A 24,786-nucleotide genomic window follows, 5' to 3' on the forward strand; every position below is an offset into this window, starting at 1 on the left:
TTTCTCATTTCTCTCCGTGCACTCTGTGGCTAAATTAGAAAGTTATGCCTGAAGCAAAACGAATGGTGGGGGAGTGGTTCCCGGTGCAATTTGTGTGGAAGCTGCCAGACGGCGACTTTATTCGTGCGGTGTTCCGGGCTGTGATCCTGGATACGATTCCAGCAGCGGACAAATATTTAGTGCGCCTAGATGAGTTATTGGCCGGACGGCAGGAAAGCAAAGACGGGGAGATGCGCCCAAAAGAGGCGATGACAATTCCTTACTGGGTGCTAGTGCGCGAAATTATTGGGAATCAGGTAACGCTAGCCTACGAGGTGGAAGACGGCCGTCCGCTGCACATGCGCCTTACCACCCTCGTTGGCGAACACGACTTCTTCACCCGCTACAACCAGTACAAGCGTCAGTAATCGATTTTACCGTTCACCGTTTACTGTTCACTGGCATTCTGTGTTTGAATGATGATGGGTTGCAGGGCTGCCTGCGCTTGGTCCACACCTTTCTTGATAGATTGCAGGCGCGAAAGCTGGTCGTGCCAAAAGCCAGAGCCAGCGCTAGCGGCCAGACCCGTCAGGATAATTCCCGCTGATAGCCGATGATTGTTAAGCCCATAGCGTAAGAAAAAGTCATAATCCAGGATGGTCAATTTTAAGAAGTTGGCATCGGCTGGGAATAAATCCTGGAGCAAATCGGCTGAATCAATTTGCAGCATTAAGGCCAAAAAGATGCCAATAAGCACCGAAAGAAAGCGAGTGCGGCGGATGCGTTTGCTTTCCAGTTCTTTATCGTATCGTTCCAGGTCTACCAGCTTGGCGGCGGCGTGGGTGCTGTCTTTTATGTGTGGATCGTAGGTTTTGGGGGTGAGCATGGGGTCTTGGATTCTGGGGGTGCGGATGAGCAGTCGCTTGAACCAGTTGACAAAGGTGCGCCATAGTTGCCCGATTCCACTGCGAACCTGGTCTCGCTGCTGTTCAAGTTCTGCTAAAAAGCGGTTGAGCGATTCCAGATAAACGTCGGTGCCACGATAGGTGCGTAGATTTTCTAGATATTCTTTGAACTGTTCGGTAAGCTGATTTTGCAATTTTTCTGGCAGGCCAAAGGCTAAAATTTGGGGTTCTAGCTGATTTTCATACACAGAGAGGGCTGTTTCGTAGCTTTCTTCTTGCAGGCTGTTGAAGTAGGCGCGGGTCCAGGCAGTAACGCCATCGGCCACTTCGCCAGTGACCAGGGTGGCGGTGGCTTGGTAAAGTTGTTCGGCGGTTACGGCCGTTGCCTGCCGCGCCAACCGATCAATCGCCCGGTGTGCCTTCTCTACCAAATCACCCCGCTTCAGCGCCACTTGCACCGCTTTGCCCAACGAGGTGGTGGTGTCAATTTGAGCCACTACTTGGTCTAGCTGTGCCTGGGTCACTTCCTTCGCTTGGCCGATTTGGTCATTCCCAATATTCTCCAGACCAGCGGCGGCAAGAGCGGCCGTAAACTCTTTTTGTCGCAGGTGATTCACCACAGCCTCCGCCGTGAATGCCGGTTCCAGCAGCTTGTTGAGCTGGGCAATTTGCTTCTCGATTTTTAGCTTGGCTTCGGCCGAAACGCCCAAATCTTCTAGCTGGCCAGGTAAAAACGCCTGGTATTCGGCCAATGTTTTGCGCGAATTGGGCTGGCTTTTTAAGCCAAGCGGCTTGCCCAAAATTCCCTTGAAAATGTCTACCACAATTTCTGTGCCGATGGCCATGGTAAACATGGTGACCACATACACGCCAAGCGTGGCGAAAATGGCGCCAACGCCCTCAAAGAAGGAGTCGCCAGGGTTGGTTTGGGTTTCTTCTTCGGCTGGTTCATCTTGCAAGGCTGTGACGGTATTGCTAGGCAATGGCAGTGGGGCATCGGCGCGGGCCAGGGGGGTGAGGATGCTCATCAACAAAAAGAGAATTAGCAGAGCCAGAACAGAAATGTAGGTGCGGGGCATGGGACTTCTCCAATGGAAATTATGAATTATGAAGGAAAAATGTAACCGTTCAGTCCCTCTGGAGACTTTTGAAGTTTTCAGGCTAATTTGTGACGATTGCTAGAGGTGCAAACTTCAAAAGTCTGAACGCTTACGGAAAAATTATGAAAATCTGCGTAATTTGCGGATTTTATTCATCGTCGTCGGCACAACCGCGAGGTCAAAGTGAACCAAACAGGCGGCGCCAGAGGTTGGTTTGCAGTCGGTTTTGTGGATCGACCTGTTGCTTAAGTGCCACAAATTTTTGGATTGTTTCTTCACCTAGGTAAGCTTGGGCAACGGCAGGGCGTAGGGTACTGTCTTTGGCCAGGTAGAAACGGCCGTTTGCCGCCAACACTATCTCATCCAACTCTTTAGCCAGTGAGACCATCCGCGCCCGGTTGCGCCGCGTAATGCGGAAATCCATCGCCAGCGAGTAGCCATCTAGCCCGTGGGTTAGCCAAAATGGGTCTGGCCGATGCCGCTTCATGACGGTGAGGAAGTTGGGCAAGCGGCGCTGCTGGCAAAGTTGCAAAATTTGGCTGAAGGCTGCTTCTGCGTTCTCGGCGGGGATGAAGGGCTGGTACTGAATCAGTCCGCCGGGGCCGAACGGTTTTTTCCAGTCGAGCGAGTCGAGCAAAAAGTGAAAGTGGGCGTGGGGTTCCCGGTATTTTGCGCCATCCCGCAGGCGGGCGGCATAAAATTTGCCAATGTTCACAAAGCGCATCCCGAAGTTGTTCCAGAACGGCCGTTGCAACCGCCACAGCGCCGAACGCGGGAAAAAGCCCATAATCTCTGGCGGAATCTGTTGTGTTTCCAGGCGCAACGTTTGCTGCGGATTGGGGTCTTCGCCCGGTTTTAGGTAAATGCCCCGGTGCAGTTCACTGCGCCCCAGCCGCTTGCCCTTGCTGAAGGCATCTAGCCAGCCCACCAGATAATCGGAGTTGTGGAGATAATCTTCAAACCACTGCATGGTTGTGCTTAGATTTGGTTTGGTAAGTGCTTCGACGGCCAGCAGGCCGGAGTAGACGCGCTTGAGGTGCAGGGTGAGGCTGGTGAAGCAGCCCAACAGGCCACAGCCCCCAATAGCGGCGTGGAAGAGATCGCTGTTCTGCTCGCGGCTGCACGTTTTTATTTCGCCGTTGGGCAGCATCAGGTCAAATTCGTAAATGTGGTCGCCAAAGGTACCCACTTTCCAGGCATTTTTGCCATGTACGTTCATGGCCGCCCCGCCACCGACGGTGATTTTGGCCGTGCCAGTGGCCACTGGCACCCACCAACCATCTTGAATCACGTATTCCCAGACGCGCTTGAGGGTAACGCCGGGTTCAACTTGGATACGGCCGTTTTCCGGGTCCCAGTCCAAAATGCGATTCATTCGGGTTAGGTCTAGCAGAATGCTTTCATCGTTCATGGCCGCATCGCCGTAGCTATTGCCGCCCCCCCTGAAGCCAACGGTACGGCCGTTTTGGGCTGCCCACTGGAAAATCTCACGGAGCTGTGCCACCGTGCTGGGGCGATACAGATACGCCATGCCGCTGTTCGCGCCCCCCCAACCAGCTACTGCCTCTAAACGTTCCGCTGGTAAAGGAAGTTGCGTTTGAATGTCTGTCTCGTGTTGAATATTTTCTTCTATCATGTGAGTTGATTGTTATTTGATTGGACACAGTCACTGTTTATCTGTGTCCAAAATTTTAGAAGCTGAGTCGCCGGAAGATGATGGAGGGGATGTGGCGGATGATGAGGCCAACTAGCCCCCAGCGGGCGGGCACGTACACCGTTTGCTTGCGTCGTCTGGCCGCTTTGTGAATTTGAACGGCCGCTTCCTGCGGCGAGATCACCCAGAACGGTTTAGCTGCATTTTCAGCCAGCAACACGGTGTCTACGTAGCCCGGTTTGATGGTGGTGACGCTGACGCCATGCCTCGTGAGGCGGTTCCGCAGCGATTCCAGGTAGGTGGCGAAGCCTGCTTTGCTGGTGTTGTACACTGGTGAGCCAACGCGCCCCCGGTCGCCAGCGATGGAGCCGATGCCCACAATTTGCCCTTGCTTGGCGCGCTCAAAGCGGAGTGCGGCCTGGTTGAGCCAAGCAATGGCTCCTAGCAAGTTCACTTCAAGCATTTTACGGTCTTTCTCAAAGTTGTATTCATCTACAGTTACTGGGGGCTGGACGCCTGCGTTGTAGATGATCATGTCTAGCCCGCCCAGCGCCTGCACGATGGTTTGGAAGAGGCTAGGGATTTCATCGTAGTTGGTAACGTTGTGACTGTAGGGGAGGACGGTTTGGGGCGCAACGGCCGTATTTACCAAATCGCTTAATTCTTGTAGCTTCGCCTCGCGCCGGGCCACGGCAGCCACTCGGTAGCCACTGTGCGCCAACTCTCGCACCAGCGCTGCCCCAATACCCGATGAGGCGCCCACAACGATGGCGCGTTTTTGTGGTTCTAAAGGACGGGTAGGGGGAGGTGTAGAGTTTGTTGATGTCATAAAAATTTGATTGCCTTATTTTGTGTGCGTGTTTGTTCACTGAGTACGTGGCATTTTACCACAAGAAAGTCACTAAATTCCCGACTGGATCACATCGCTTCCCCGGTTGCCGCCGTGCTTGTAGACGGCCGCCATGGCACCATGTGATTCCAGCGCTAGCTGGCGGGGATCGTCTTCTGGGGCGGGGTGGACTGTTCGCAGCAGGAACAGCCGTGCCTTGACTGGTTCTGGACGGCTAGCAAAACGCCAAACGGCCGTTAGCAAATGCTCATCCCGCCAAAACACAATATCCAAAGGCTCGTAAATGAATACCGCTGGGATGAACGCCGCACCGCCTGCCTGGGCAATCTCAAATGCACCATAGCGAAACGGTTTTAGCTCGTCGGGCGGCTGGTAAATGCCACCCTCCGGGAATAGCGCCACCGCTGGAAAGGTACGCAGCTGCGCCAGGGCATCTCGCGCTTTCTCCCGCGAATCTTTGTCTTCTCGTTTTACAAAAACCGTATCCACCGCTCGCGCTACCCAGCCGACAAACGGCCAGTTGGCAATCTCTGCTTTGCTCACAAAGCGCAGCGGAAAAATGCTTATGAGCAGGATAATATCTAAAAATGAGAGATGGTTGGGAAAGATAAAGCCATCATGCTGCCTGATTCGTTCTGCTTCCAGGGCGGTAAATTGCACATTGAATAGCGGCAGCATCAGGCGGCAAAAGGTGGGCAGCAGCCAGGCAGAGAGCCGAGCACCCTTAATGCGAACGGGGATCCAGGCCGTGGCCAGCACCAGCAGCGTGATGAGAATGAGCATGATAAAGACAATGATGAGTCGGCTGGTGCCGCGAATAAATCTCATGAATCTTCTCACTCGGTTGGGTAGAGTACGGCCGTTAATTCCCCATGCACCTTTTCTGCCAATGCAACTGGGTCGTCTTCCGGGGTGGGATGATGTGGTTCCAGCGGGGCTAAATTCACCACAATTTTCTCTGGCTGGCTAGCCAATCGCCAGGCGGCCTTGAGCAAATTCTCCTTTCGATGCCAAATAGCAACTTCCAGATTGCTAAAGGTAGCAGCGATGGGCAAAAAGGCAAAACAACCCTGCGTTACAATCTCAAACGCGCCGTAGCGGAACGGCAGCAGCGCATCGCCAGGGCCGCGCTTGCCTTCCGGGAAGATGGTGATGGGTGGGAATGTTTCGACTTTTGTTAGCGCCTGGCGTGCTTCCTGGCGGGATTGCTTGTCGCCGCGCTGCACAAATACACAGCCAATGGCGGCGGCAATAATGCCCACTGCTGGCCATTCCCGAATTTCTGCTTTAGCCAAAAAGCGCGTGGGCATCACGGCGTATAGAGCCAAAACCTCCACATAAGAGAGGTGGTTGGGGAAAAAGAAGCCATCAAATCCTTGCAGCTTTTCTTTTTCTGGGCAGATAACGCGCACGTTCAATATCCACAAAATGGATTTTACCATGACCTGAGCCAGCCGCAGCGACAGGGGGACTTTTTTGATGGTTACGGGCAAAAAGGAGCCAATAATAATGAGAACAGCAAAAGAGGATAAGATGAGTGCAGAAAGTGAGAGCCGATAATATCCGCGAATAAATGACATGGGCAAACCTTCAAAATACGCTACAAGAGATAGATGGGATTGCTATAAATCCAGCCGCGTTCCTGCCCTTTGAACGGGAGGGTGCATTCCACGCGATACGCGCCTGGTTCGGTGGGGATGTGGGTAAGATGAGTATCGTTGTCTATGCTGGCGACCAGCTTACCATGCCGGATGAGGCGGATGTTGCAGCGGGTGGGGGTGCTAATTTGCAGCGTTGCGCCCGCATCCAACTGAACAGCTTCGCCCATGATTCCTTTGCTTTTGCTGGCAGCACTAAAGCGAAACCCTTTCGTGTTGTGGGGCATATCGTACCCTACCCAACTATTGCCTTTGCCAATGGCGCGGAGGATCATCTGTTTGTCTTGGATGAGGTCGCCAGTTAACGGCCGTTCCAACAAAATGTGGGTATTCACAGCGCGGAATAGGTATTCGTAGGGGAAGATGATGCGCTTAAACGGCCCCATGCTCATGGGGGTGGCGTGGGCGTCGCTGTTGCCAACGGCCGTAATTCGTTTCCCTTGCGCCAATAACTCATCCCATAGTGCCAGCGTGCGCGGCTCTGGCCCTACCACGTACTTCTCTGGGTTAAAGGCGAGGCGAACGGCCGTTAGCTTATCGAGCAGTTCAATTTGTATGGGCAGCCTGTCTAAGGCGTGAACCAACGCGTTGATGAAGCTGGACATGTAGTTCCAGATTTCCAGACCGGTGAAATTTTCTACGGGCCAATCGTGCCAGCCCAGGTTGGGGTAGGGGAAGAGGCGGCAATCGTGTTCATGGGGATGAGCCAGGAAGCTGTAGCCGCCTCGTTCGTTGACGGCATCAATAAGCTGTTGCGGGTTGGGGGCGCAGGCGGCCAGTTCTGCCTCTGCGCCGTACACTAGCAGGTGGCTGGCTTGCGGCTCCCGCCGCACATTGTGGATTTCTTCGCCGGTGAGTAAGAGAATACGGCCGCTATCATCCCCGTAATACCCTTCCACCCCATTCACCCACACATTGTGGTCCGTCACGATGATGAAATCCAGCCCGGCGGCAATTGCATCTTCCGCAATGCCCGCGTGCCATTTTTCCCCGTCGCTGTACAGGGTGTGCATGTGCATGTTGCCGACAGCGTGAAAATAACCGTCTTGTTTCTCCATTGCTCTCTTCCTCCGTCCACCATGATGGACGTCGCAATGCTATCATTTTCAACGCGGTTTTCCAAGTTCACGAGCCGTTGATTAGGAGGTAGATAGACGAAAAAAGCCTCCTGCACCAGCAGAAGGCTTCATTAAAATGCCAAAGTCTAAATAGGGGCGACTGTACGCCGCCCCTATTTTATTTGTGTGAGAATGGTTCACTTTTAAAAGCTGAACCATTCTCAAGTCAGAATTACGGAGCAGTCACAAACTGGTAATCGGACAGGCTAGGCAGGGCTACCAGTTTCGAGACAGCGACGACCTCAAGGCGGTTGGAGCCTTCGGCCAGGGCGTCGGTGGTTTCACTGCTTAGCACCACCTCCCACAGACCGTCCTCAACGGCCGTAGCCATGCCAGCTTCCACTTGCACGCCGGTTGAGTCGAACAACAGGTAGGTGACGCCCTCGATGTCGTCCATTGGGTATGCTTCGCCAAAGGCGTCAACGAAGACCTCGAAGACAGCTTCATCGCCAATGGTAACACGGCTGGGACCGTCAATTTCCACTTCGGCAATGGCCGGGTCTGCAAAACCGGCAAAGCGGTTGGCCGGGTCCGGGTGCGCTTCGTAGCGTTGCAGGATGGCCTGGCTCTCCACGGGGAAGACGCCTTGCAGGAAGTAGATGTTGGTGCCCAGATAGTAGTGGCCGTAGCGGCGGGCGAACTCAGCCAGATTGGCGTAGCGTGCTGCAGCCTCATCCTCGGTGATGAATTGGCTCAGGGTGGGGGCGTAGGGGATGAAGTTTTCTTCACTGGCTGTTGTCAGTTCTCCAGCGAAGATAGCCAGCGACGGACCGGCGATCATGTTGGTGCGCTCAATTTCGTTGGCTTCGGCCTTGTCGGGCGTGAAGGCGAAGCTGCCGTTACCCTCACCGCGCAGCATCAGCGACATGTTGTGCCAAGCCGCATCGCCAAAGCCGTAGGCTTCGCCGCCACCGGAACCGGGCCACCAGGTAATGACCATGTTCTCAGCGTCCAGGCTGGCGTTATCGGCGTAATGCTCGATGACTAGCGGGTCGGTGGAGACGACGCGCACGCCCTTAAACGAGGAGAGGAACTGATCCAGGGTGGGTACTAGGGATTCGTCGTAGTAGGGACTGTCGGGATTTGCCAAGTCGAAGGTGACGATCATACCCATCACGAAGTCGGCGGCACTCATCGGGCTGCCATCATGCCAAGTAATGGTATCGAACATATCTTCGGGATAGTAGCTGGTGCTCTTGAAAACGGCCGTTTGCGGTTCACTGTACACTTCGCCCGCCGTCAGGAAGACCTGATTTTCGGCATCCCAGGCAACCCAGGCGTCGTCAGGCACAACGATTTCCGGCGCGGTAGAGAACTCTACCCAGTCATAGGTGACGCCAGCCGGGAAGTTTTCATTTACAACGACTTCGGCGCGCTCGAGGCGGCCAGGGATGCCCAGACCAGTATTGGGATCGGCGTAAACGGCCTGTTCACCGACGGCACGTTTAACCATATTGTCGAACACCCAATTGGAGCCGCCAATCGGGTTCCACGGTTCGGTAAAGACGCTGGGCAGACCAATCGTCATAGAGCCGCCCACTTCGTCGGCAAAGCGCACTGTCTTGGCCCACAGACCTGCGCCGCTGACACCGGCCGCTAAGTCTGTGGAGACGGAGATGTTTGCATTGTACGGCACTAATGTAGTACGGCTGGTCACCCAGACGCGCGTGGCCAGTTCGTTGGCTAGCGGTAGCGCCTGGCGGAACAGCTCGGCGCGTTCTTCCAGGTTGGCGAAATCATTGTTGAACAGGCGCAGGGACAGCTCGTCCAGTTCGGGAGAGGGTTCAAAGACCTGCCACGACGGCCACGGCACGCCGCGTGGCGTGTAGTAGAAGTCGAAGTTGGTGCCGTCATCGCGGCCAATGGCGGTTTGGCTCCAGCCGCCGGTGTACCAGTTCCACTGGCATTCAGCCGGATCGGAGCTGATCCATAACGGACTCAGTTCGCCAGAGGTGCGTTCCAGACGCTCCACCGTAAAGCCCAGATCTTCAAGCTGGTTGGCAAAGTAATTGCCAATTTCCAGACGGGTGTCCTCGATCCGGATGAGACCGATGACGCTGACCGGTTCACCATTGTAGGTCCAGAGGCCGTCAACCAGTTCTGCACCTAATGCTTCCATTTCTGCGTTGACCACTTCGCGGGCGCGTTCGAGGTTGTAGGCGTATTCGGCTTCCAGGGCGCGAATTTCGGCGGCGAAGCGGCTGCGGTCGGCGCTGGCTTCGCGGATAACGGTGTATTTGGGCACGGCTAGACCGGCATACAGTTCATCGGCGACGTAGTCGCGGTCAATGGCCCAGTTCATGGCTTCGCGGATTTGCTGATTCTGAAAGGGATTGAGGACGCTTTCGTCGGCGCAGGTGCCGTTGTTGAAGAGGATTTCATCGAAGAGGCCGAATTGGGTAACGGCCGTGACGTTGTCGGCGCTGTTAATGGCCTGTACTGCCGCCGCGCCGCCGATGTCGTCGGCGTACATGTCTATGTCCTCAGCCGCCAGGCGGGCCACGGCTGAATCCTGGTTGGGCTCCTCGACGAAGACGATAGTGTCCAGCCAACTGCCTGTGCGATTCATCTCTTCTTCGCTGGTGGGGTCAACAAGCACTTCTTCAACAACTGTAATCGTTTCGCCTTCAACAACACGGGTTACTTCAACTTCCACAGTCGTTGTGTCGCCTTCGACTTCGACAGTCTCGGTTTGGGTAACCACGCGAGTCACCTCGATTGTGGTTGGCTCGGCGCTGGTGCAAGCGGCGAGCACAAAGCCCACCAGCAGAAGCACAACGCCTATCATAAACCATTTCCGTTTCATAATTGATTCTCCTTTGGGTGTGTGAGACATTTTTTTCGGGATTGTGCCGGGGCGGCGCTGAAGTGGCCGGCCTGCGCCGTTTCCGACACGCCTGCATTATAACTAAGTGGCTTAAAAGTGTCAATATAGTGACATAATAAGGTATTAAGCGTGTCTTTTTGGTATATTGAGGGTGCTTGTGGGCTGTACCAGGACGCCGAAACGTATCGTTTGGCAGCTGAAATAGCGGCGATGGGTGGGTGGAAACGGCCGTTTCTCATCTACCTAAACTTGCATAAAATACCTCGCGCCGGATAATCCCCAATCTGGCTATGCTTTCACGATTATTGCAAAGACTCCGTACGGTGGTGCCGTGGCAGCGCACGCTGGCCATTATGTTTGTGGCTCAGTTGCTTACGGCCGTTGGCTTCTCCGTCATCTTCCCCTTTCTATCCCTCTACGTGACCGACCTCGGCAGCCAGCGTGGGTTCAGTGTGGAATTTCTAGCTGGTGCGGTTTTCTCTGCTCAGGCGCTGACGATGATGATTGCATCGCCGTTTTGGGGGGCGGTGGCAGATCGCTACGGCCGTAAGCTCATGGTGCAACGCGCGATGTTTGGCGGGGCAATCATCATGTTGCTGATGGGTTTTGTGCGCTCTGGCGAGGAGCTGGTGCTGCTGCGCGGTTTGCAAGGCATGATCACCGGCACGGTGGCTGCCTCCAACGCCCTCATCGCCTCCGTTGCCCCGCGTGAGCGCAGCGGTTACGCCATGGGGCTGCTACTCATGGGCCAAACAACGGGCATTGCCATCGGCCCGTTGATTGGCGGCGTGCTGGCCGACGCCTTTGGCTATCGGCTAACTTTTGTGCTGACGTCAGCATTGCTGCTGGTAGGAGGCTTGCTGGTTTCCAGAGGGGTCGAGGAGCATTTTGCCCCGCGTAAAAAAAGTGCCAAAGCGCGACCATCCATCCTAGCCGACTGGCGACACGTTTTTCAGGCAGATGGCGTGATTCTGGCCTATGCGCTGCGTTTTTTAGCCAATTTGGGTCGGGTCATCCTGACGCCTTTTGCACCGCTGTTCATCGCCACGCTGCTGGTAGACAGCAATCGGCTCAACACCGTGACCGGGTTGGTTATTGCAGTTTCGGCGGGGGCGGGGACGATTACGGCCGTTTACCTCGGCCGCCTGGGTGACAAAATTGGGCACGGGCCGGTGCTCAAATGGAGTGCGCTGGCGGCGGGGCTGCTCTTTTTGCCCCAAAGTTTGGTCACGACGGCGTGGCAGCTACTTATTTTGCAAGCGCTCACGGGCGCGGCGGCGGGCGGTATCATTCCTTCAATTAGCGCTTTGCTGGCTCGCTACACCCAGCCCGGTGAGGAAGGCAGCGTCTACGGCATAGACAACTCGATTGTCGCTGCTTCCAGAGCGGCCGCGCCGCTGGTTGGCTCTGGCGTTGCCTTTTGGTTTGATCTACGAGCGACCTTTGTGACGACAGCCGTTGTCTTTTTGCTAGTTGCCCTACTTTCATTTTGGCGGTTGCCCAGCCACGACCCCGCCCCGCTGCCAAATTTGGGTGACTAAGTAAGTACCTATCTGAATATTAGCCACAGAGAGTTTTGAGGCGAAGGTTCATTTCTTGAATTTCTCTTTTTCCTACTTCGGCTGGGCTCAGCACAAACCTGTGGTATTTGTTGGATAGATTCTAAGCTTGTTTGCGTAGTAAATCACAAAAGTATTTTGATGAAAAATGGGCCGCGAAATTGTGATTTACTCAAGTAAAAGCGGGAGAAATGGCTCTGTTTACTCCAAATTACTTTCCTGCTTTTACACGGCGCAGGCTGGATTTAACCTGCCGCCACCGCTTTTTAACCGGGTTCACATCTTCCGCCTCGATGGGGGAACGGCCGTACCGCGCTTCCAAAAACGCATCCGTCAGAGCCTTTACATCTTCTTCCGCTTCCGGCCAATTTTCTTTTAAATCCTCGGCAAACTCCAGGGGTGTTTCTGCTTTTTCACGCGCCACGCCTTTGTCTGAAGCGCGTTTAATGGTAGAGAGGTAAAAGTAGCGAATTTGTTCGCGGGGCGAAAGGGCATTGATGCGAATAAAACGCCAGGGGGGCTTGCTGCCATCTTCGCGCTCCTTTGGTTCCCGCTGCAGACGGGTGCGGACGGCTTGCTGCCAATCCTGCACCTGGCTACCTGCTTCGCGCCACCGAATTAGCAGCCATGCCAAAAGCCGCCGCCACCAACTTTGCAGAACGGCCGTATTCATCGTCACCCCCCGCTCGCGCAAGAAAAAGCTAATCGCCATCACGCTCATCACGATGGCCACCGCCCAGAAGAGCGAACTGGTGATGAGACCGACATCAATAGGGGAAGGTGGCAGGGCAGACGGGATAGGCATGGGGGAGGGGGTGGGGATAGGCGGAAGGGTCGGCTGCACCAAAGGCTCAGCGGTTTCAGGTTGCGGTTCCCCCGCAAACAGAGACAGGAAAAGCGCCAGCAGGGTGGAAAATAGTGAAATAATGAAGCCAGCAACGGCCGTTACCCCCAGCAAAATACCGTTTAAAATGTTGCTAATGGCAAAGGTGGAGCCAATGGGCAAAAAAGCAGCAATGAGGGCAATGCTGCCCAGCAGCCACAGCGTGTACCGATGCCAACTTTTTTCTACCTGCCCAACGCGTTTTACCCCATTGATGAGCCAGCGGGCATTCATAGCTGCTAGTTGCGCCTGGCTAAGCAAAGTAAATCCTGCCAAAAAATAAATGATCAAAAAGGTGAGTAGCTCCGGGCGCAATTCTAACCGGATTATGTTTAGCGGCGAGTCGCTGTTGATGTTAATCAGATCGAAGCCGCTCATTGAGGTGACCGCCGCTAAAATGACGGCGCCAATAATCCACAGGCGGAAAAACGAGAGAACAATTTCGCCACGGTTGGTACGCACTGGCTTGTCGCTGGCGCTCCGGTGGGAAGGAAGTTGAGAATAGTAATAAACTTCGGCCTGGTCAATTGACAGCTCTGTGTAGGTGATGCCTAAGCGAGTTGCCCAATTCCAGGCGGCCAACGCAAGTATGCCACCCCAGATTAGTTTGCTATCTAAAAGCAGCAGCTGTGGTGAGCGCAAGATGGACGGTAAATCGGCCCACTGCGGCCAATTTCCAGCTATTACCCAAGTAAAAAGCCGCAGCAGCAAAAATAGCAGCAGCAGCTCGGCCGCACGGTAGGCTGTGTGGTTGAGCAGTCGTCGCTCTGGCTGTTGCAGCCAGAGGGTTGTGTAGCAGCCTTCTAGGGTGACAAAGAGGATGAAAAGGCTAAATGGCAACCAACCATCGCTTTCGGTAATGATTTCTGTAAGAACCAAGATGGCAGAAAAGAGGGCTGTGATAAGAAGTGAAATCAAGATTGGCTGAATGATGGTGCGGGACCATTTGTTGGTGATAAATGCCAGCCGGGGGTCATCTATTGACAAGAAAACATCTTGGGTCTTATCGGGCTGTCTTTCGGCAGCTTTCAGGCTCATTGGGCACCCCCGACGTTATAAGGCCGTCGCCAACGATCCAAATCGCGCGGGGTATGCACATTGTAGGCGGCAAAGCCCAGCCGCCGGGCGCGTTCCCGCACCAAGCCAAATTCATGTGTTGGTTCTATGGCGATGAGGATGGGATTGAACCCGGCGCGCACCAGCCGATGCAAACTTTGGCACGTTTCTTCACTACCATTGGCGGTGATGGCCAAAATGGTGACGCCCCAGTTCAGGTGCATACAGGCGGTGCTGGCCCACTCGGTAAACCCAACTGTTTCTTCCGCTTCAATGCGAGCCAGTCGCTCCAAAATTTTAATGAGGTGAGGACGGCCGTTCCGGGGCGGAATGGCAGCGGGCATGAAGGCTGCTGGCTCGGCCTGAATTTCGGCGTGGCTGGGGCGCAGCAGCCGCCCGGTTGCTTCATCAAAGCCGTGCTGCTGGCTGGCTAGGGGGTCAATACCGTTGGTGATGAGCCCCACACTTTGCCGCTGATTTACCAAATGTGCCGCTAGCGACGCTGCCACTTCGATGCCCCACTCGGCTACGTCTTTGCGATTGCCAAAGGTGTAGTCGGGCGTGTGTAAGTTGAGGAGGACGGCCGTTTCTAACGAAATCGCTGGTTGAAACGTCTTCACCATCAAATGTTGGGTGTGGGCGCTGGCCTTCCAATTAATTTGTCGGATCGTATCGCCAGAGCGGAAGTCGCGGATACCCATTGGGCGGGCGGGGTCTTCAAACAGCCGCTGGTGGCTAGCGATGGTGCCAAACGGCAGGCGTGAGGGCAGCCCAAGCTGCGTCAGCGGCGTGATGCGCGGGTAGATAGTGAGGTGGTCGGCAGGCAAAAAGGCAACCTGCTCCGGATAAATGCCAAACAGATCACCCGTGGTGAGGCGAAGCGGGCCAAGTTGGTAATAGCCTCGGCGGCGGGCGATGATGGCGTATTGAAATTCGGCCTTTTCATCTCGGCTTAAAGAGACCACCTGATGCAGCGGTTCGCCATGTTTTAGCTGGACTGCCACGCTTTCTTGTAGCTGAATCCAGGGGATTGGGAGACGGCCGTTGTTCGTCAGCTCGATGGTTACAGGCACTACCTCGCCCCAAAACGCCTGGCGGTCATAAACGCGGCGGCTGGTCAAATTTTTGATGGCGCGGGGCATCAACCAACGTCCCCAAGCGTAAATTCCCACGCTCACGTAAATCACGTAGAAAATAAAATCCACGCGCAAATAGAAGGCGATGAGCAACAGGATGATGATTAAGGCAGAGAAATTTCCCATTTGTTTTAGTGGCTGGTGGTTAATGGTTAGTTTAGACGCATAAACCAATCACTAGCGACCAGCCACTATCCCACTATTTACTCAAGTTCCCCAATATCCAGTGGCGTATCGGCCATGATCTCTTTGAGGATGCCTGCGTTGGTGTGGCCACGCAGGGCGCTTTCTGGGTGGATGAGGCAGCGGTGGGAGAGGATGGCGGGCGCCAGCTTTTTTACGTCGTCGGGCAAGGTGAAGTCACGTCCCTGAACGGCCGCATACGCCTGAATGCCCCGGTATAGGGCGTGGCTGCCGCGCGGGCTGGCTCCCAGAATAAGGTCTTTGTGCCGCCGCGTGGCAAAGGCCAGCCGCACAATGTAGTCGCGCACGGTGTCATCTACATGCACATCCCACACCTGCCGCGCCAGTTGGGGCAGGTCGTTGCCATCCACCACCTGCTGCAAGCTCTCAATGGGATGATCGCGACCCAGGTTGAGCAACATTTGGCTTTCGCTGGCTTCATCCAGGTAGCCCAGGCTCAACTTCATGAAGAAGCGGTCTAGCTGCGCCTCTGGCAGCGGGAACGTCCCCTCATATTCAACTGGATTTTGCGTGGCCAAGACGAAAAACGGCCGTTCCAACTGATGCGTCACCCCGTCCACCGTTACCTGCCGCTCGCCCATCGCTTCCAGCAGAGCCGACTGCGTGCGCGGCGTGGCCCGGTTGATCTCATCTGCCAGCAAAATATTGCTGAAAACGGGGCCAGGGACAAACGTGAAGCCCTGCTTTTGCTGGTCAAAAATGGAAACACCGGTCACGTCGTTGGGCAGCAGGTCGGGGGTGCATTGCAGCCGCTTGAACTGGATGCCCAAGCTCACGGCAAAGGCGCGTGCAAGCATCGTCTTGCCCACGCCAGGCACATCTTCCAGCAGCGTATGCCCTTCGCATAGCAAAGAGACGACCAGCAGCTCTAAATTCGGCCGTTTGCCGATGATCACATTTTCTACATTATCAAATAACGTCTGGGCGAAATCCTGAATTTCTTTCATTAGGGTTATTGTCCCTCATAAGTAGGTGGGTTTGCAAGTTAGTCAGTTCAGATTATAGGACTTTTCAGTAACCGCAATTTTAGGACGCGGACGAGCGCAGATTACAAGCAATTTTCCGCGTCATCTGCGCTCGTCCGCGTTCATCCGCGTCCTATTGGCTAGAAATGTGGGCATTTAAGAAACCTTGGTTCCGTTTAACATTCACTCGCCACTCTCAGACTCGTATGGCACAGGCAAGTAACGCGGCATAAAATAGCCGCAGCATGAAAATACCACTCGACACCGATTTTGACACCGATTTTGCCAACCAGATTGCCCAACTGGAAGCGTACAACAAGCATCATTATCGCCCCAACAGCTATTTGCACAAATGGTGGGCGCGACGCTGCGGCAGCACCTTCCGCCTGATTTTGAAGCAGCTTGTGGACGATGAGGCGCAGCGAAATTATTATGCACCGGGCGGCTTGGCTGGCAAAATCATTCTAGACCCGATGATGGGGGGAGGCACGACGCTGCATGAGGCGATTCGGCTAGGGGCGCACGTCATCGGGGCGGATTTGGAGCCAATTCCGGTGCTGCAGGCGCGTGCTACCTTAACACCAGTGGATATGGCAGCAATGGAGCAAGCGTATCAGGATTTTTACACCGCTTTGCGTCAGGCGGTTGCCCCGTTTTTTCAAACGAAATGTGCAGATTGTGGTGTAGAAACGGCCGTAAATTACACACTCTACGGGGTTCAAAGAAAATGTAACGGCCGTCCCGTTATCATGGTGGATTCGCTAGTGTTGCGAATTGAGAGTGACGGTTCAACTATCCAGCTTTGTCCGCGCTGCCATGCGGTTTTGGTGGATACGGCCGTTTGCCATTGCCACACAAACGACAAGCCGCCACTGCTGGAAAAAGGGAGCAAAACCTTTGCTGGCGAACCTGCCACGTTTGAGGATGATTTATCGTTGCCATTTTATCAGCGGTACAAACCGCTGGTTTTAGTCACCCGCTGCCCTCGCCAGAAAAAGCTAAAATTCAAAGTACCAGACGCAGATGATTTGGCACGTTTGGCACAGGCGGATGAATTGCGCCAGTCGCTGCCGTTTGATCACGCCGATTTTGCCATCGAGCCGGGACGAAAATCGCGGCAGCTTACGCTACGCGGCATTCACAACTACCTCGATCTCTTCTCCAGCCGCCAGCTTCTCTATTTGCACCACGCCGTTCAACTGCCGCCTCAATTCCCGGCTGAAATACGGCTCAATTTGGGGCTGCTGGTTTCAACCTCGTTGGAATTTAACTCGATGCTGTGCGGTTATAAAGGCAAAAACAAACGGCGGGCGGGTGCCATCCGGCACACCTTCTCCCACCATGCTTACTCACTCCCGTATACTGCGCTGGAGAACAATCCAGTTTACCCGCGTAAGGCATCCGGAACACTACAAAAGTTGTTTCAGTCGCGCATTCGCAACGGCCGTTCGTGGGCACAGCAGCCGCGCGAGCGAGTAATCCGTGAGCAGTTGTCGGTAAATAATAAGCAGAATTTTGTGGCGATTGTGGGGGAGCAGGATTGTGGAGTGGAGGTGGATTCCGTGAGGGAGATGACGCCGGAGAGCAGTCAGCGGTTTTTGCTGCTGCAAGGCTCTTCGACGCAGTTGGATTTGCCCGATGGTAGCGTGGATTTTATCGTGACCGATCCGCCTTATTTTGACAGCGTGCAGTATAGTGACTTGGCCGCCTTTTTCCGCGTGTGGCTGCGCCACCTGCTGCCAGATGCTGCCAATTGGGCCTACGACACGCAGCAGTCGGCGGTAGACCCGCACCAGCTAGACAGCGAAAGCCGCTACACGGAGTTGATGACGGGCATTTTTACGGAGTGCAGGCGGGTGTTGAAGGAAGATGGCAACGGCCGTTTCATCTTCACCTTTCACCATTGGAACCCCAAAGGGTGGGCGGCTCTCACGGTAGCGTTGCGGCAGGCAGGGTTTGCCCTGGTGAACCGGTACGTGGTGCATTCAGAAAGCCCAATCTCGGTACACATTTCTGGCATGAGAGCCTTGCTGCATGATGCGATTCTGGTCTTTGCTCCGGCAGAACGTGTGGATGTGGTTTGGGAACGGCCGTCCCAAATTAATCTCGCCGACAGCGAACAGTTTTGCTACGATTGCGGCACGTTTTTGGGATGGATTTTGCAGCAGGATGTGGGGGAAACGGCCGTGCTGCCGCTCTGGCAGGCGGCATTGGCCGATAGTTGAAACCGGAAAGGAAGCCACAGAGTACACAGAGGAAAAAGAGAAAAAACTCTTAAACCTCTGTGTTCTCTGTGGTAAAAAATCATCCAGCCAAAAAAGCTTCCATGTTGGCTTTACTGATGCGGTAGGCATTGCCAATCTTGCGGGCTTTCAGATCACCCGCTTCAATAGCCGCCACCACATCTTCGTAAGAAACCTGCAAAATTTCGGCCGCTTGGTGTGGGGTCATCACATCGGGCATGCCAGCACTGCCGCCAGACTCTGCTGGGGGTGCAGCTTGCGGTTGCTGTACTTGCTGTTGTTGCTGCTGATTTTGCATGCTTTGCATAGCAGCCATACCCATCGCGCCAAATCCAATTTCACCCATCGCACCGCCTCCTGCGGGGTTGTTCGCAGCATCCACAAAGGCGTCTGCCTGTTGCTTCTGCACGTAGCTGGTGCCGTACCCCATGTTGGTAACTACTTCCAACGATTTGGGATGCAGCCCCATGCGAATGTTAAAGTCAACCAAAACCATGCCCAGGGCGTCAAACTCTGCCTGGAGCAGCCCGATGAGCAGTTCGTTGAGGTCTTGCGAGAAGGATTGTAGCTGCGCCGGGCCGAGGTTCTTGGCGATGGCCAGCTCGCTCATCTTGTCTTGCATCATGATCGCCAATTTGGGGTCGAGGCGATCTTTGAGCTGGGGCTGACGCACGCTCTCGCGGAAGGCGTCCATTGCCTGTAGGAAGCGCCACGGCTCTTTGACGCGCACCACGTAGGTGCCGTTGCCCACAATGGCGCTAGCCCCCGGTGGGCGGTTCAGATGCTCGATGATGATGGGTTGGGTGGTGCCCCACTTCATTGTCAGATCGGTGGTTTTGACGTAGTAAACATCGGCGGTGAAGACGTTTTTGCCGCCGAACAGCCCTTTTTCTACCCAATCCATGAGGAAGGGGACGTTGGCGGTGGTAAGCACATGCGTACCGGGTTCAAAGGTACCCATTGCTTCACCACTGCGGACGAAGACGGCCGTTTCCCCCGGATTCACAATACAGGGAGAGCCTAATTTAATATCCCCCAGGCCACCGGGTGGGAATTTTCGTACAACTTCGTCCCGAAGCCAGGAATCAATTGCTACGCGATCAAACACTTTTGCCATGATTCAATTCTCCTTAATCAGGAGACTGGAGATTGGAGATTTAGTCTCCAGCTTTTAGTCTCTAGTCTCCAAATTCATTTCTAAAAGTCGCTTTTTAGATCGTCAATGTCGTTGGGTTCGCCGATGCCTTTGATGACTTCGTCACGGCCATCGAAGGTACTGTTGGCCTCTTTGAGCGTGTTGTCTAGCTCACGGATCGCCCCGGAAATGTCGCCGTCTTCATCAACGGCCGCTGCCAGCAGACCCGTTTCTGCCCCAATTTGGTCGGCAAAATTCAGCATATTTTCATCGAAGGCGTAAATGCGGGCCAAATCTTCTTCTTTCACCTTGATGGCATCGAAGAAACCAGCGTAACCCTGGGGGGCATCTTTCACTTTGCCAATAAGCCCCATCAGGCGCGTGTCTACGCGGCCCAGCGGCTCGGCGTGGTCAATCGCCTTGATGATGTCGCGGCTGAGGGCTTCGCTGACGCCCCCTAGCTGCAAGCGACTGCCTTCCAGTCGGTCGGCAATTGTTTTACGCAGCAGTTGATCCGCCTCGCGCCGACGACTGCGTTCCATGTAGCCATCCAGGCCAGGGATTTTGCTCAGTAAATTGCCCAGGCCAGTTGATTCGCCCTGGATTTTTTGAAATAAGTCGGAAATTTGTTCTTTCATATTGGGTCGCCTCTCTTGTTGAGTTATTACTTCCTAAAATTATGGACACAGATAAACACAGATTGTCACAGATTAAAGAAAAAAATCTGTTGATAGACATCACGATTCTCTGGCTGTGGCCAGCGTCGGCGCATGTATGCGCAATCGTGCCACCTAGCCGACGCGGTCTGGAGAACCGCCGGAGCATCTGAATAGTTACTCTGTTGATAGACATCACGATTCCAAAAAATACTCCGTGCCGCAGAAGGGGCAGCGAATAACACCCTTCCCAGCTAATTCCAACTCGCCACCGCAATGTTCGCATTTGTGAAGCTGATGCAGCTCATTTGCCTGACGAGAGTATAACATACCTTCATCCCAGTTTACATAGCCAGAAAACAGCCCCATACCCACGAGTTGGTACAGATTTTGCTGCACCGTCTCCCGGTCACTGTTTAGCTTGATTACTAGGTCGCTAATGGTGACTTGGCCGCGTGTTTTCACCATATCGAGCAGTTGGCGCTGCTGTTGGGCGCGGGCGGCAACGGCCGTATCCTGCCCGCCTTTCCAAAATAAAAATGCGCCAAAGCCTAGCTGCGGCAGCACCAGCACCAGTAAACCCAGCGTGATGCCTAGCGCCATGCCGCCTGCGGTCAGCCGCCCTTCGCCCCGATAAATGCCCATCAGGACGACGATGATTATGCCGACGACGATGCCGCCAGCGATGAGAATAAGTCCAAGAGTTCTGCCCATAATTTTTATCCAAAACCTCTGCTGCCGCCACCGCCAGAACTGCCGCCGCTAAATCCGCCGCTGAAGCTGCCAGAGCTACGGCCGCCGCTGCTGGAGCGCACGCTACGCATGGTGGAGGCCGTGCTGTTGAGCATTCGTGTTAGCCCGGCCGACATGGATTCCAGCCCGCCCGCCATGCCATCTGCGGCCGAATCGAGGCTGGGCAAGGAGGGAGCCGTGCCAATGCCGCCGCTACCACCGCCGTCTGTGCCGCTGCTGCCGTGATGAATGGGACGGCCGTGGCCATACGGAGTGTACCAGCGCGGAATCGGCGTGTGTGGCATGGCGGCAAATTTACGAACCCAGCTGCGGTCTAGACCAAATGCCGTGGCGTAGGGTAGATATTTTTCAAACAAATCGCCAGCCTGCGCCAGCTCTTCATATTCTTCAATATTTTGGAGATACTTTTTGAAGGCATCCCATTTGGCCTTTTCTTCGGCACCTTTGGTCGTTTTGGTGGGCATGTGCCGCCCCACCACGCCCACAAACAGGGCAGTGATGCCCAGCACAATCGAGGCACAACAGCCGACAAAGGCGGCATCTTCTGGCAAGACGATAACGGGAACGAAGAAGGCAATCATGCCGATAAAGACCACCAGCCCCGCCCAAAGCCCGTACCGATTCCGGACTTTGTCTGGCGAACGGTCTACTAGCCCTTCGGCGATGAGTTCTTCGTAGAGCATTTTACGCAGCCGGGGCAGCTTGCTGGCAAATTTGTAGCGCAGTTCAGACAGCTTGCGCTCTTTTTTGCGGCCAAAGAATGATTTGAGGAACTGGCTTTCATACGGCCGTAATCCCCCCTTACTCGCATCTACCAGCGTAAAAACATGGTTCTTCGCTTTGTTCTCGCTGATGGTAATAAAGTCACGTTGCGCCAAGTCTACCAGGGTAGAAACGATGTCGCGCATGTCTGCCTTTTCATCCACCAACGTGCCTACCACCGCCGGGCGCAGGCTAGAGGGTGGTTCTGGTAAATATTCTGGCACGATGAGGCCCGTTTCCGGGTCGCGGCCCCGTGCGTACCACAAAACCAGTACGCCCAGCGGCCCGCCGACCAAAATTAGCACAGAAATGACAATCCCGATGAGGCCGTATACGTCGGCGTTTTGCTGCCGCTGCTGCCAATCTGGGGTGGAAATGTCCAGAATGCCGTGCGGGAACTGTACACGCACTTCAAACGCCTGGCCGGACAAGAGGGGTTCGAGGAGGGTGTAGGTGATGATACGGCCGTTATCACTCACCCTTGTATCCACCAAGTTAGAATCCCCCGCTGCTAGCCCTTCTACCAAATAGGTGCCATCATCAATGTATCGCTGCGGTTCCACGCCTTCGGGTAGGTGCAGGGTAACGGTGCTGTTCTGGATGCGCCCCGGATGGTCTGATGGAATCGCTTTCCAGAAAATCTGGTCGCCGCTGCCCTCATCTGGCGTCCCGACGATGATGCCACCTTGCACAACGTAGCTAAAAGTATAGGTGCGCTGCCCCACCGCTGGCTCAAAATACCAATCAATTCGCACCTTGTCGCGGGAGCGGCTTACTTCAAACGTGCCGGGGTCGTTGCTACTGGATTCGCGGTAAACCAAATCCCCTTCGCGCAGTTGGATGTCGAAGATGTCGTCATTGTTACCCACGCTGCCGGTGAGAATGGTGCCGTAGCCAAAGGTAAACGGCTCCCCAGAAAAGTTGAGTATCTGCGTTTCCTCAATCACCATGTCGCCATTTTCCAGCAGCGTAATCGTCACATCGAACCGCTCCCAATAAAACGACTTTGTCTGCGCCGCCGCTGAACCAGAGTTAAACAAAGTAGCTAGCAGCAAAGCAAATAGCAACAAACTTGCTGCAAGAAATTTCTCTTGTGGTATGAACCTGTAGAACTTTCGCATTCGTTCCTTCAAATTTTCATCATACCCTTGCGGGGACATTTGAATCACAAAATTAACTTGCCTGGGGAATTGGTGGGTATTCGCCTTTGTCCAGTATCTTCACTTCTTGCTTGATGCGATCACCGTATTCAATTTGGGCAACCTCAAGATCATAGCGAGCCTGTAAACGCAGCCAGACATCTGGGCTAGTGCCAAAATAACGGGCTAAACGCATGGCAGTGTCCGCTGTGACAGCACGCTTGCCATTGACAATTTGACTGATACGCATGGCAGGCACACCAATATCTTTTGCCACACGATATTGGGTTAATTCCATCGGCTTCATGAAATCCTCCAACAGCACTTCACCGGGATGAACAGGTGGTAATCTATCTTCCATCTTTCATTGCTCCTTATTTGTGGTAATCCACAATTTCTACATCAAGGGCATAATCATTCTCCCACCGGAAGCAAATTCGCCATTGATTGTTGATGCGAATGCTGTATTGTCCATCACGATTGCCGCGCAGTTTTTCAAGCCGGTTTCCGGGAGGAGCTAGCAAATCTCTTAAATCTTCTGCATCTTGTAAATACAGAAGCTTGCGTCGCGCTGTTCTTTGGATGTCATTAGGTAGTTTTCTTGAGACCTTTCCCCTAAAAATTTTCTCGGTTTCAGCAGACGCAAAAGATTTTATCATACGGCGATATTATCACGCGGCGATATTAAAATCAATGTTCAATTTTCCAAGCGTTGATTTCAAGAGTCTGGCCATTCCGTTTCGATTTGGTCTAGCTGGCCGGATTGCTGAAAGGTGGCCAGGCTTTGGTTGGGCATGGTGAGCAACTGCCCGTTTTCGCTACGCACTACTGGGGCGAAAGGTTCTATTACGATAGCCTCTTGGCAGAAGCTGTGCCATCAATAAGGTGAATAGGCCTAGAATAGGTTGGTAAAATATGATGGCAACTATACTCGCCAGAATCAGAACTGCCCAGCCAATGAACTGGAGGCGCAGTTGAGAAAAGGGTTGTCCTGGCAACTGTGTGCGCCATCTTTTAATATACCGCAATGCGAAGCTTATACTGGCTAAACCAGCAAGTAAGTATAGAAATAGAATAAGATAGACAACAATTGGGAGACTGCTGTTTGCGGGAACGAAGCCTTCAGGGATGGGTTGCCGGGTTAGGTTAAAGAGCAGAATGGATTCACCTATGTATGGTGCGTCTGACAAATTTGACAGCGTGCGAGCGCCAAGTAAGGTTCCGTTGGGAAGGGGCCATGAAGCGACAAGTCCCTCAGCACTCAATGGGTAAGCTTGGTCGAAACGGCCGTTTACCCGCGCTGCACCAATCCCAAAAGCAGTTGCTACCGTGCCATACCCCCCAACAACCGGGCCGGCATCAACATCAATGAGCCAATCGCTGAAATTGCTTTGTTTAGAAAATTCTCGTACACCCGTAATAAAAAGCCCCTCTTGCCAAAAATGATTTTCATACCGCTCAAACCAGCTTTGAGCAGTATCTGGCCACAGTTCTGGTGCCCAAATAAGCATGTAAGAAATACCAACACCACGCGCTGGCCCAATTCCTTCGCCAGTTTTAGAGTTGGCGATGTAGGCTGGCAACTGTGTTTGAGCATCGAGTCTTGTGCCCTCAAAAGCGTGTATGGCGCGAGCTGTAAATTGAGTGTGGTCAGTGCCTAAAACCTCATCGGCGCGTTGGATGGCTGCAATGGCTGGCAATATATCAATGGGATAGCATTGACCTGGATAATCGTCTAGCAAGCCGTAGGGTGAAGCGTCTAGCTCTGCTGAGAGTGATTCAATCTGGTCAACCAGGAGCGTTTCATATCTGTCATCCCCGAGCAATTTTTGGTAGCTGGTCAATCCACTAATTAGCAGCATTCGGTAAAAAAGATTCTCCTGATGAAGATAATCATCCCCCCAATGGATCCTTACCCAGTTTGCATGATTGGGGTCACTAATGATTGCCGCAGCAGATTCAATCGCTTCTCTAGCATATTCTTTCGGCATTGTTGGGTTTAGCAATGGATTTTCTTCCCACGCATCCTGTAATGCTTCAGTTGTCCACAAATAAAATACAGCACTGAATATTGGCCACTCTGTCCCGGAAATATTGTTCAAGCTTAGTTCTGTGGCCCGGTCAGAATTTACGCGCTCGCGTGCCCAGGGCGCGAATTTGTCTGAGAGTTGATGATGCCATTGATATAAGAAACGAGGCATTTC

At 53.9% G+C, this 24,786-nt stretch carries 21 protein-coding genes; 4 read left to right on the forward strand and 17 right to left on the reverse strand.

Features of this window, described 5'->3' with window-relative positions:
• Positions 1–44: 44 nt before the first annotated feature.
• Positions 45–407, forward strand: coding sequence for a hypothetical protein (locus ACOQPM_RS01870; protein WP_420627524.1), 363 nt, complete (start codon positions 45–47; stop codon positions 405–407).
• A 20-nt stretch (positions 408–427) separates the two neighbouring features.
• Here the strand turns inward: ACOQPM_RS01870 and ACOQPM_RS01875 are convergent, their stop codons facing one another.
• From ACOQPM_RS01875 to ACOQPM_RS01905, 7 genes are all read right to left on the reverse strand, one after another.
• Positions 428–1,963: a hypothetical protein gene (locus tag ACOQPM_RS01875; protein WP_420627525.1), complete on the reverse strand. Its 1,536-nt coding sequence runs from the start codon at positions 1,961–1,963 to the stop codon at positions 428–430.
• A gap of 199 nt (positions 1,964–2,162) precedes the next feature.
• A complete protein-coding gene (locus ACOQPM_RS01880; protein ID WP_420627526.1) occupies positions 2,163–3,620 on the reverse strand; it encodes an FAD-binding protein in 1,458 nt (485 codons plus the stop codon).
• Positions 3,621–3,675: 55 nt separating this feature from the next.
• On the reverse strand, positions 3,676–4,467 hold the full coding sequence (locus ACOQPM_RS01885; protein WP_420627527.1) for an SDR family NAD(P)-dependent oxidoreductase: 792 nt from the start codon (positions 4,465–4,467) through the stop codon (positions 3,676–3,678).
• Positions 4,468–4,539: 72 nt separating this feature from the next.
• Positions 4,540–5,316 (reverse strand): lysophospholipid acyltransferase family protein, encoded by a 777-nt coding sequence (locus tag ACOQPM_RS01890; protein WP_420627528.1) that lies wholly within the window; start codon positions 5,314–5,316, stop codon positions 4,540–4,542.
• Between the two features lie 8 nt (positions 5,317–5,324).
• Positions 5,325–6,068, reverse strand: a complete 744-nt coding sequence (locus ACOQPM_RS01895; RefSeq protein ID WP_420627529.1) for a 1-acyl-sn-glycerol-3-phosphate acyltransferase — start codon at positions 6,066–6,068, stop codon at positions 5,325–5,327.
• A gap of 20 nt (positions 6,069–6,088) precedes the next feature.
• Positions 6,089–7,204 (reverse strand): CehA/McbA family metallohydrolase, encoded by a 1,116-nt coding sequence (locus tag ACOQPM_RS01900; protein ID WP_420627530.1) that lies wholly within the window; start codon positions 7,202–7,204, stop codon positions 6,089–6,091.
• A 232-nt stretch (positions 7,205–7,436) separates the two neighbouring features.
• The gene (locus ACOQPM_RS01905; RefSeq protein WP_420627531.1) at positions 7,437–10,070 is read right to left on the reverse strand and encodes an ABC transporter substrate-binding protein; all 2,634 of its coding nucleotides are present in this window, start codon (positions 10,068–10,070) and stop codon (positions 7,437–7,439) included.
• 150 nt (positions 10,071–10,220) lie between these two features.
• Between ACOQPM_RS01905 and ACOQPM_RS01910 the strand changes: the two genes are divergently transcribed.
• Both ACOQPM_RS01910 and ACOQPM_RS01915 read left to right on the forward strand, forming a co-directional pair.
• Complete coding sequence (locus ACOQPM_RS01910; protein ID WP_420627532.1) at positions 10,221–10,367, forward strand: hypothetical protein; 147 nt, start codon at positions 10,221–10,223, stop codon at positions 10,365–10,367.
• A 29-nt stretch (positions 10,368–10,396) separates the two neighbouring features.
• Entirely contained in the window at positions 10,397–11,632 is a 1,236-nt protein-coding gene (locus ACOQPM_RS01915) for an MFS transporter (protein WP_420627533.1), read from the forward strand.
• 229 nt (positions 11,633–11,861) lie between these two features.
• Here the strand turns inward: ACOQPM_RS01915 and ACOQPM_RS01920 are convergent, their stop codons facing one another.
• From ACOQPM_RS01920 to ACOQPM_RS01930, 3 genes are all read right to left on the reverse strand, one after another.
• Positions 11,862–13,571, reverse strand: coding sequence for a DUF4129 domain-containing protein (locus ACOQPM_RS01920; protein ID WP_420627534.1), 1,710 nt, complete (start codon positions 13,569–13,571; stop codon positions 11,862–11,864).
• Positions 13,568–14,851 (reverse strand): DUF58 domain-containing protein, encoded by a 1,284-nt coding sequence (locus ACOQPM_RS01925; protein ID WP_420627535.1) that lies wholly within the window; start codon positions 14,849–14,851, stop codon positions 13,568–13,570. The genes ACOQPM_RS01920 and ACOQPM_RS01925 overlap by 4 nt, the downstream gene beginning before the upstream one ends.
• 77 nt (positions 14,852–14,928) lie before the next feature.
• Positions 14,929–15,876, reverse strand: a complete 948-nt coding sequence (locus ACOQPM_RS01930; RefSeq protein ID WP_420627536.1) for an AAA family ATPase — start codon at positions 15,874–15,876, stop codon at positions 14,929–14,931.
• Positions 15,877–16,139: 263 nt separating this feature from the next.
• Between ACOQPM_RS01930 and ACOQPM_RS01935 the strand changes: the two genes are divergently transcribed.
• On the forward strand, positions 16,140–18,119 hold the full coding sequence (locus ACOQPM_RS01935; RefSeq protein WP_420627537.1) for a DNA methyltransferase: 1,980 nt from the start codon (positions 16,140–16,142) through the stop codon (positions 18,117–18,119).
• Between the two features lie 79 nt (positions 18,120–18,198).
• Here the strand turns inward: ACOQPM_RS01935 and ACOQPM_RS01940 are convergent, their stop codons facing one another.
• The 7 genes from ACOQPM_RS01940 to ACOQPM_RS01970 form a co-directional block, all read right to left on the reverse strand.
• A complete protein-coding gene (locus ACOQPM_RS01940) occupies positions 18,199–19,254 on the reverse strand; it encodes an SPFH domain-containing protein (protein WP_420627538.1) in 1,056 nt (351 codons plus the stop codon).
• 80 nt (positions 19,255–19,334) lie between these two features.
• Complete coding sequence (locus tag ACOQPM_RS01945) at positions 19,335–19,910, reverse strand: hypothetical protein (RefSeq protein ID WP_420627539.1); 576 nt, start codon at positions 19,908–19,910, stop codon at positions 19,335–19,337.
• Between the two features lie 213 nt (positions 19,911–20,123).
• A complete protein-coding gene (locus ACOQPM_RS01950) occupies positions 20,124–20,642 on the reverse strand; it encodes a hypothetical protein (protein ID WP_420627540.1) in 519 nt (172 codons plus the stop codon).
• A gap of 5 nt (positions 20,643–20,647) precedes the next feature.
• Positions 20,648–22,603 carry a DUF2207 family protein gene (locus ACOQPM_RS01955; RefSeq protein WP_420628245.1) on the reverse strand — a complete coding sequence of 652 codons (1,956 nt, stop codon included), beginning with the start codon at positions 22,601–22,603 and terminating at the stop codon, positions 20,648–20,650.
• Between the two features lie 13 nt (positions 22,604–22,616).
• Positions 22,617–22,943: a HigA family addiction module antitoxin gene (locus tag ACOQPM_RS01960; RefSeq protein WP_420627541.1), complete on the reverse strand. Its 327-nt coding sequence runs from the start codon at positions 22,941–22,943 to the stop codon at positions 22,617–22,619.
• Positions 22,944–22,956: 13 nt separating this feature from the next.
• Positions 22,957–23,241, reverse strand: coding sequence for a type II toxin-antitoxin system RelE/ParE family toxin (locus ACOQPM_RS01965; protein ID WP_420627542.1), 285 nt, complete (start codon positions 23,239–23,241; stop codon positions 22,957–22,959).
• A 159-nt stretch (positions 23,242–23,400) separates the two neighbouring features.
• On the reverse strand, positions 23,401–24,783 hold the full coding sequence (locus tag ACOQPM_RS01970; protein WP_420627543.1) for a hypothetical protein: 1,383 nt from the start codon (positions 24,781–24,783) through the stop codon (positions 23,401–23,403).
• Positions 24,784–24,786 lie beyond the last annotated feature (3 nt).

This window comes from Candidatus Leptofilum sp., assembly GCF_965223525.1.
In the GTDB taxonomy this organism is placed as follows: domain Bacteria; phylum Chloroflexota; class Anaerolineae; order Promineifilales; family Promineifilaceae; genus Leptofilum.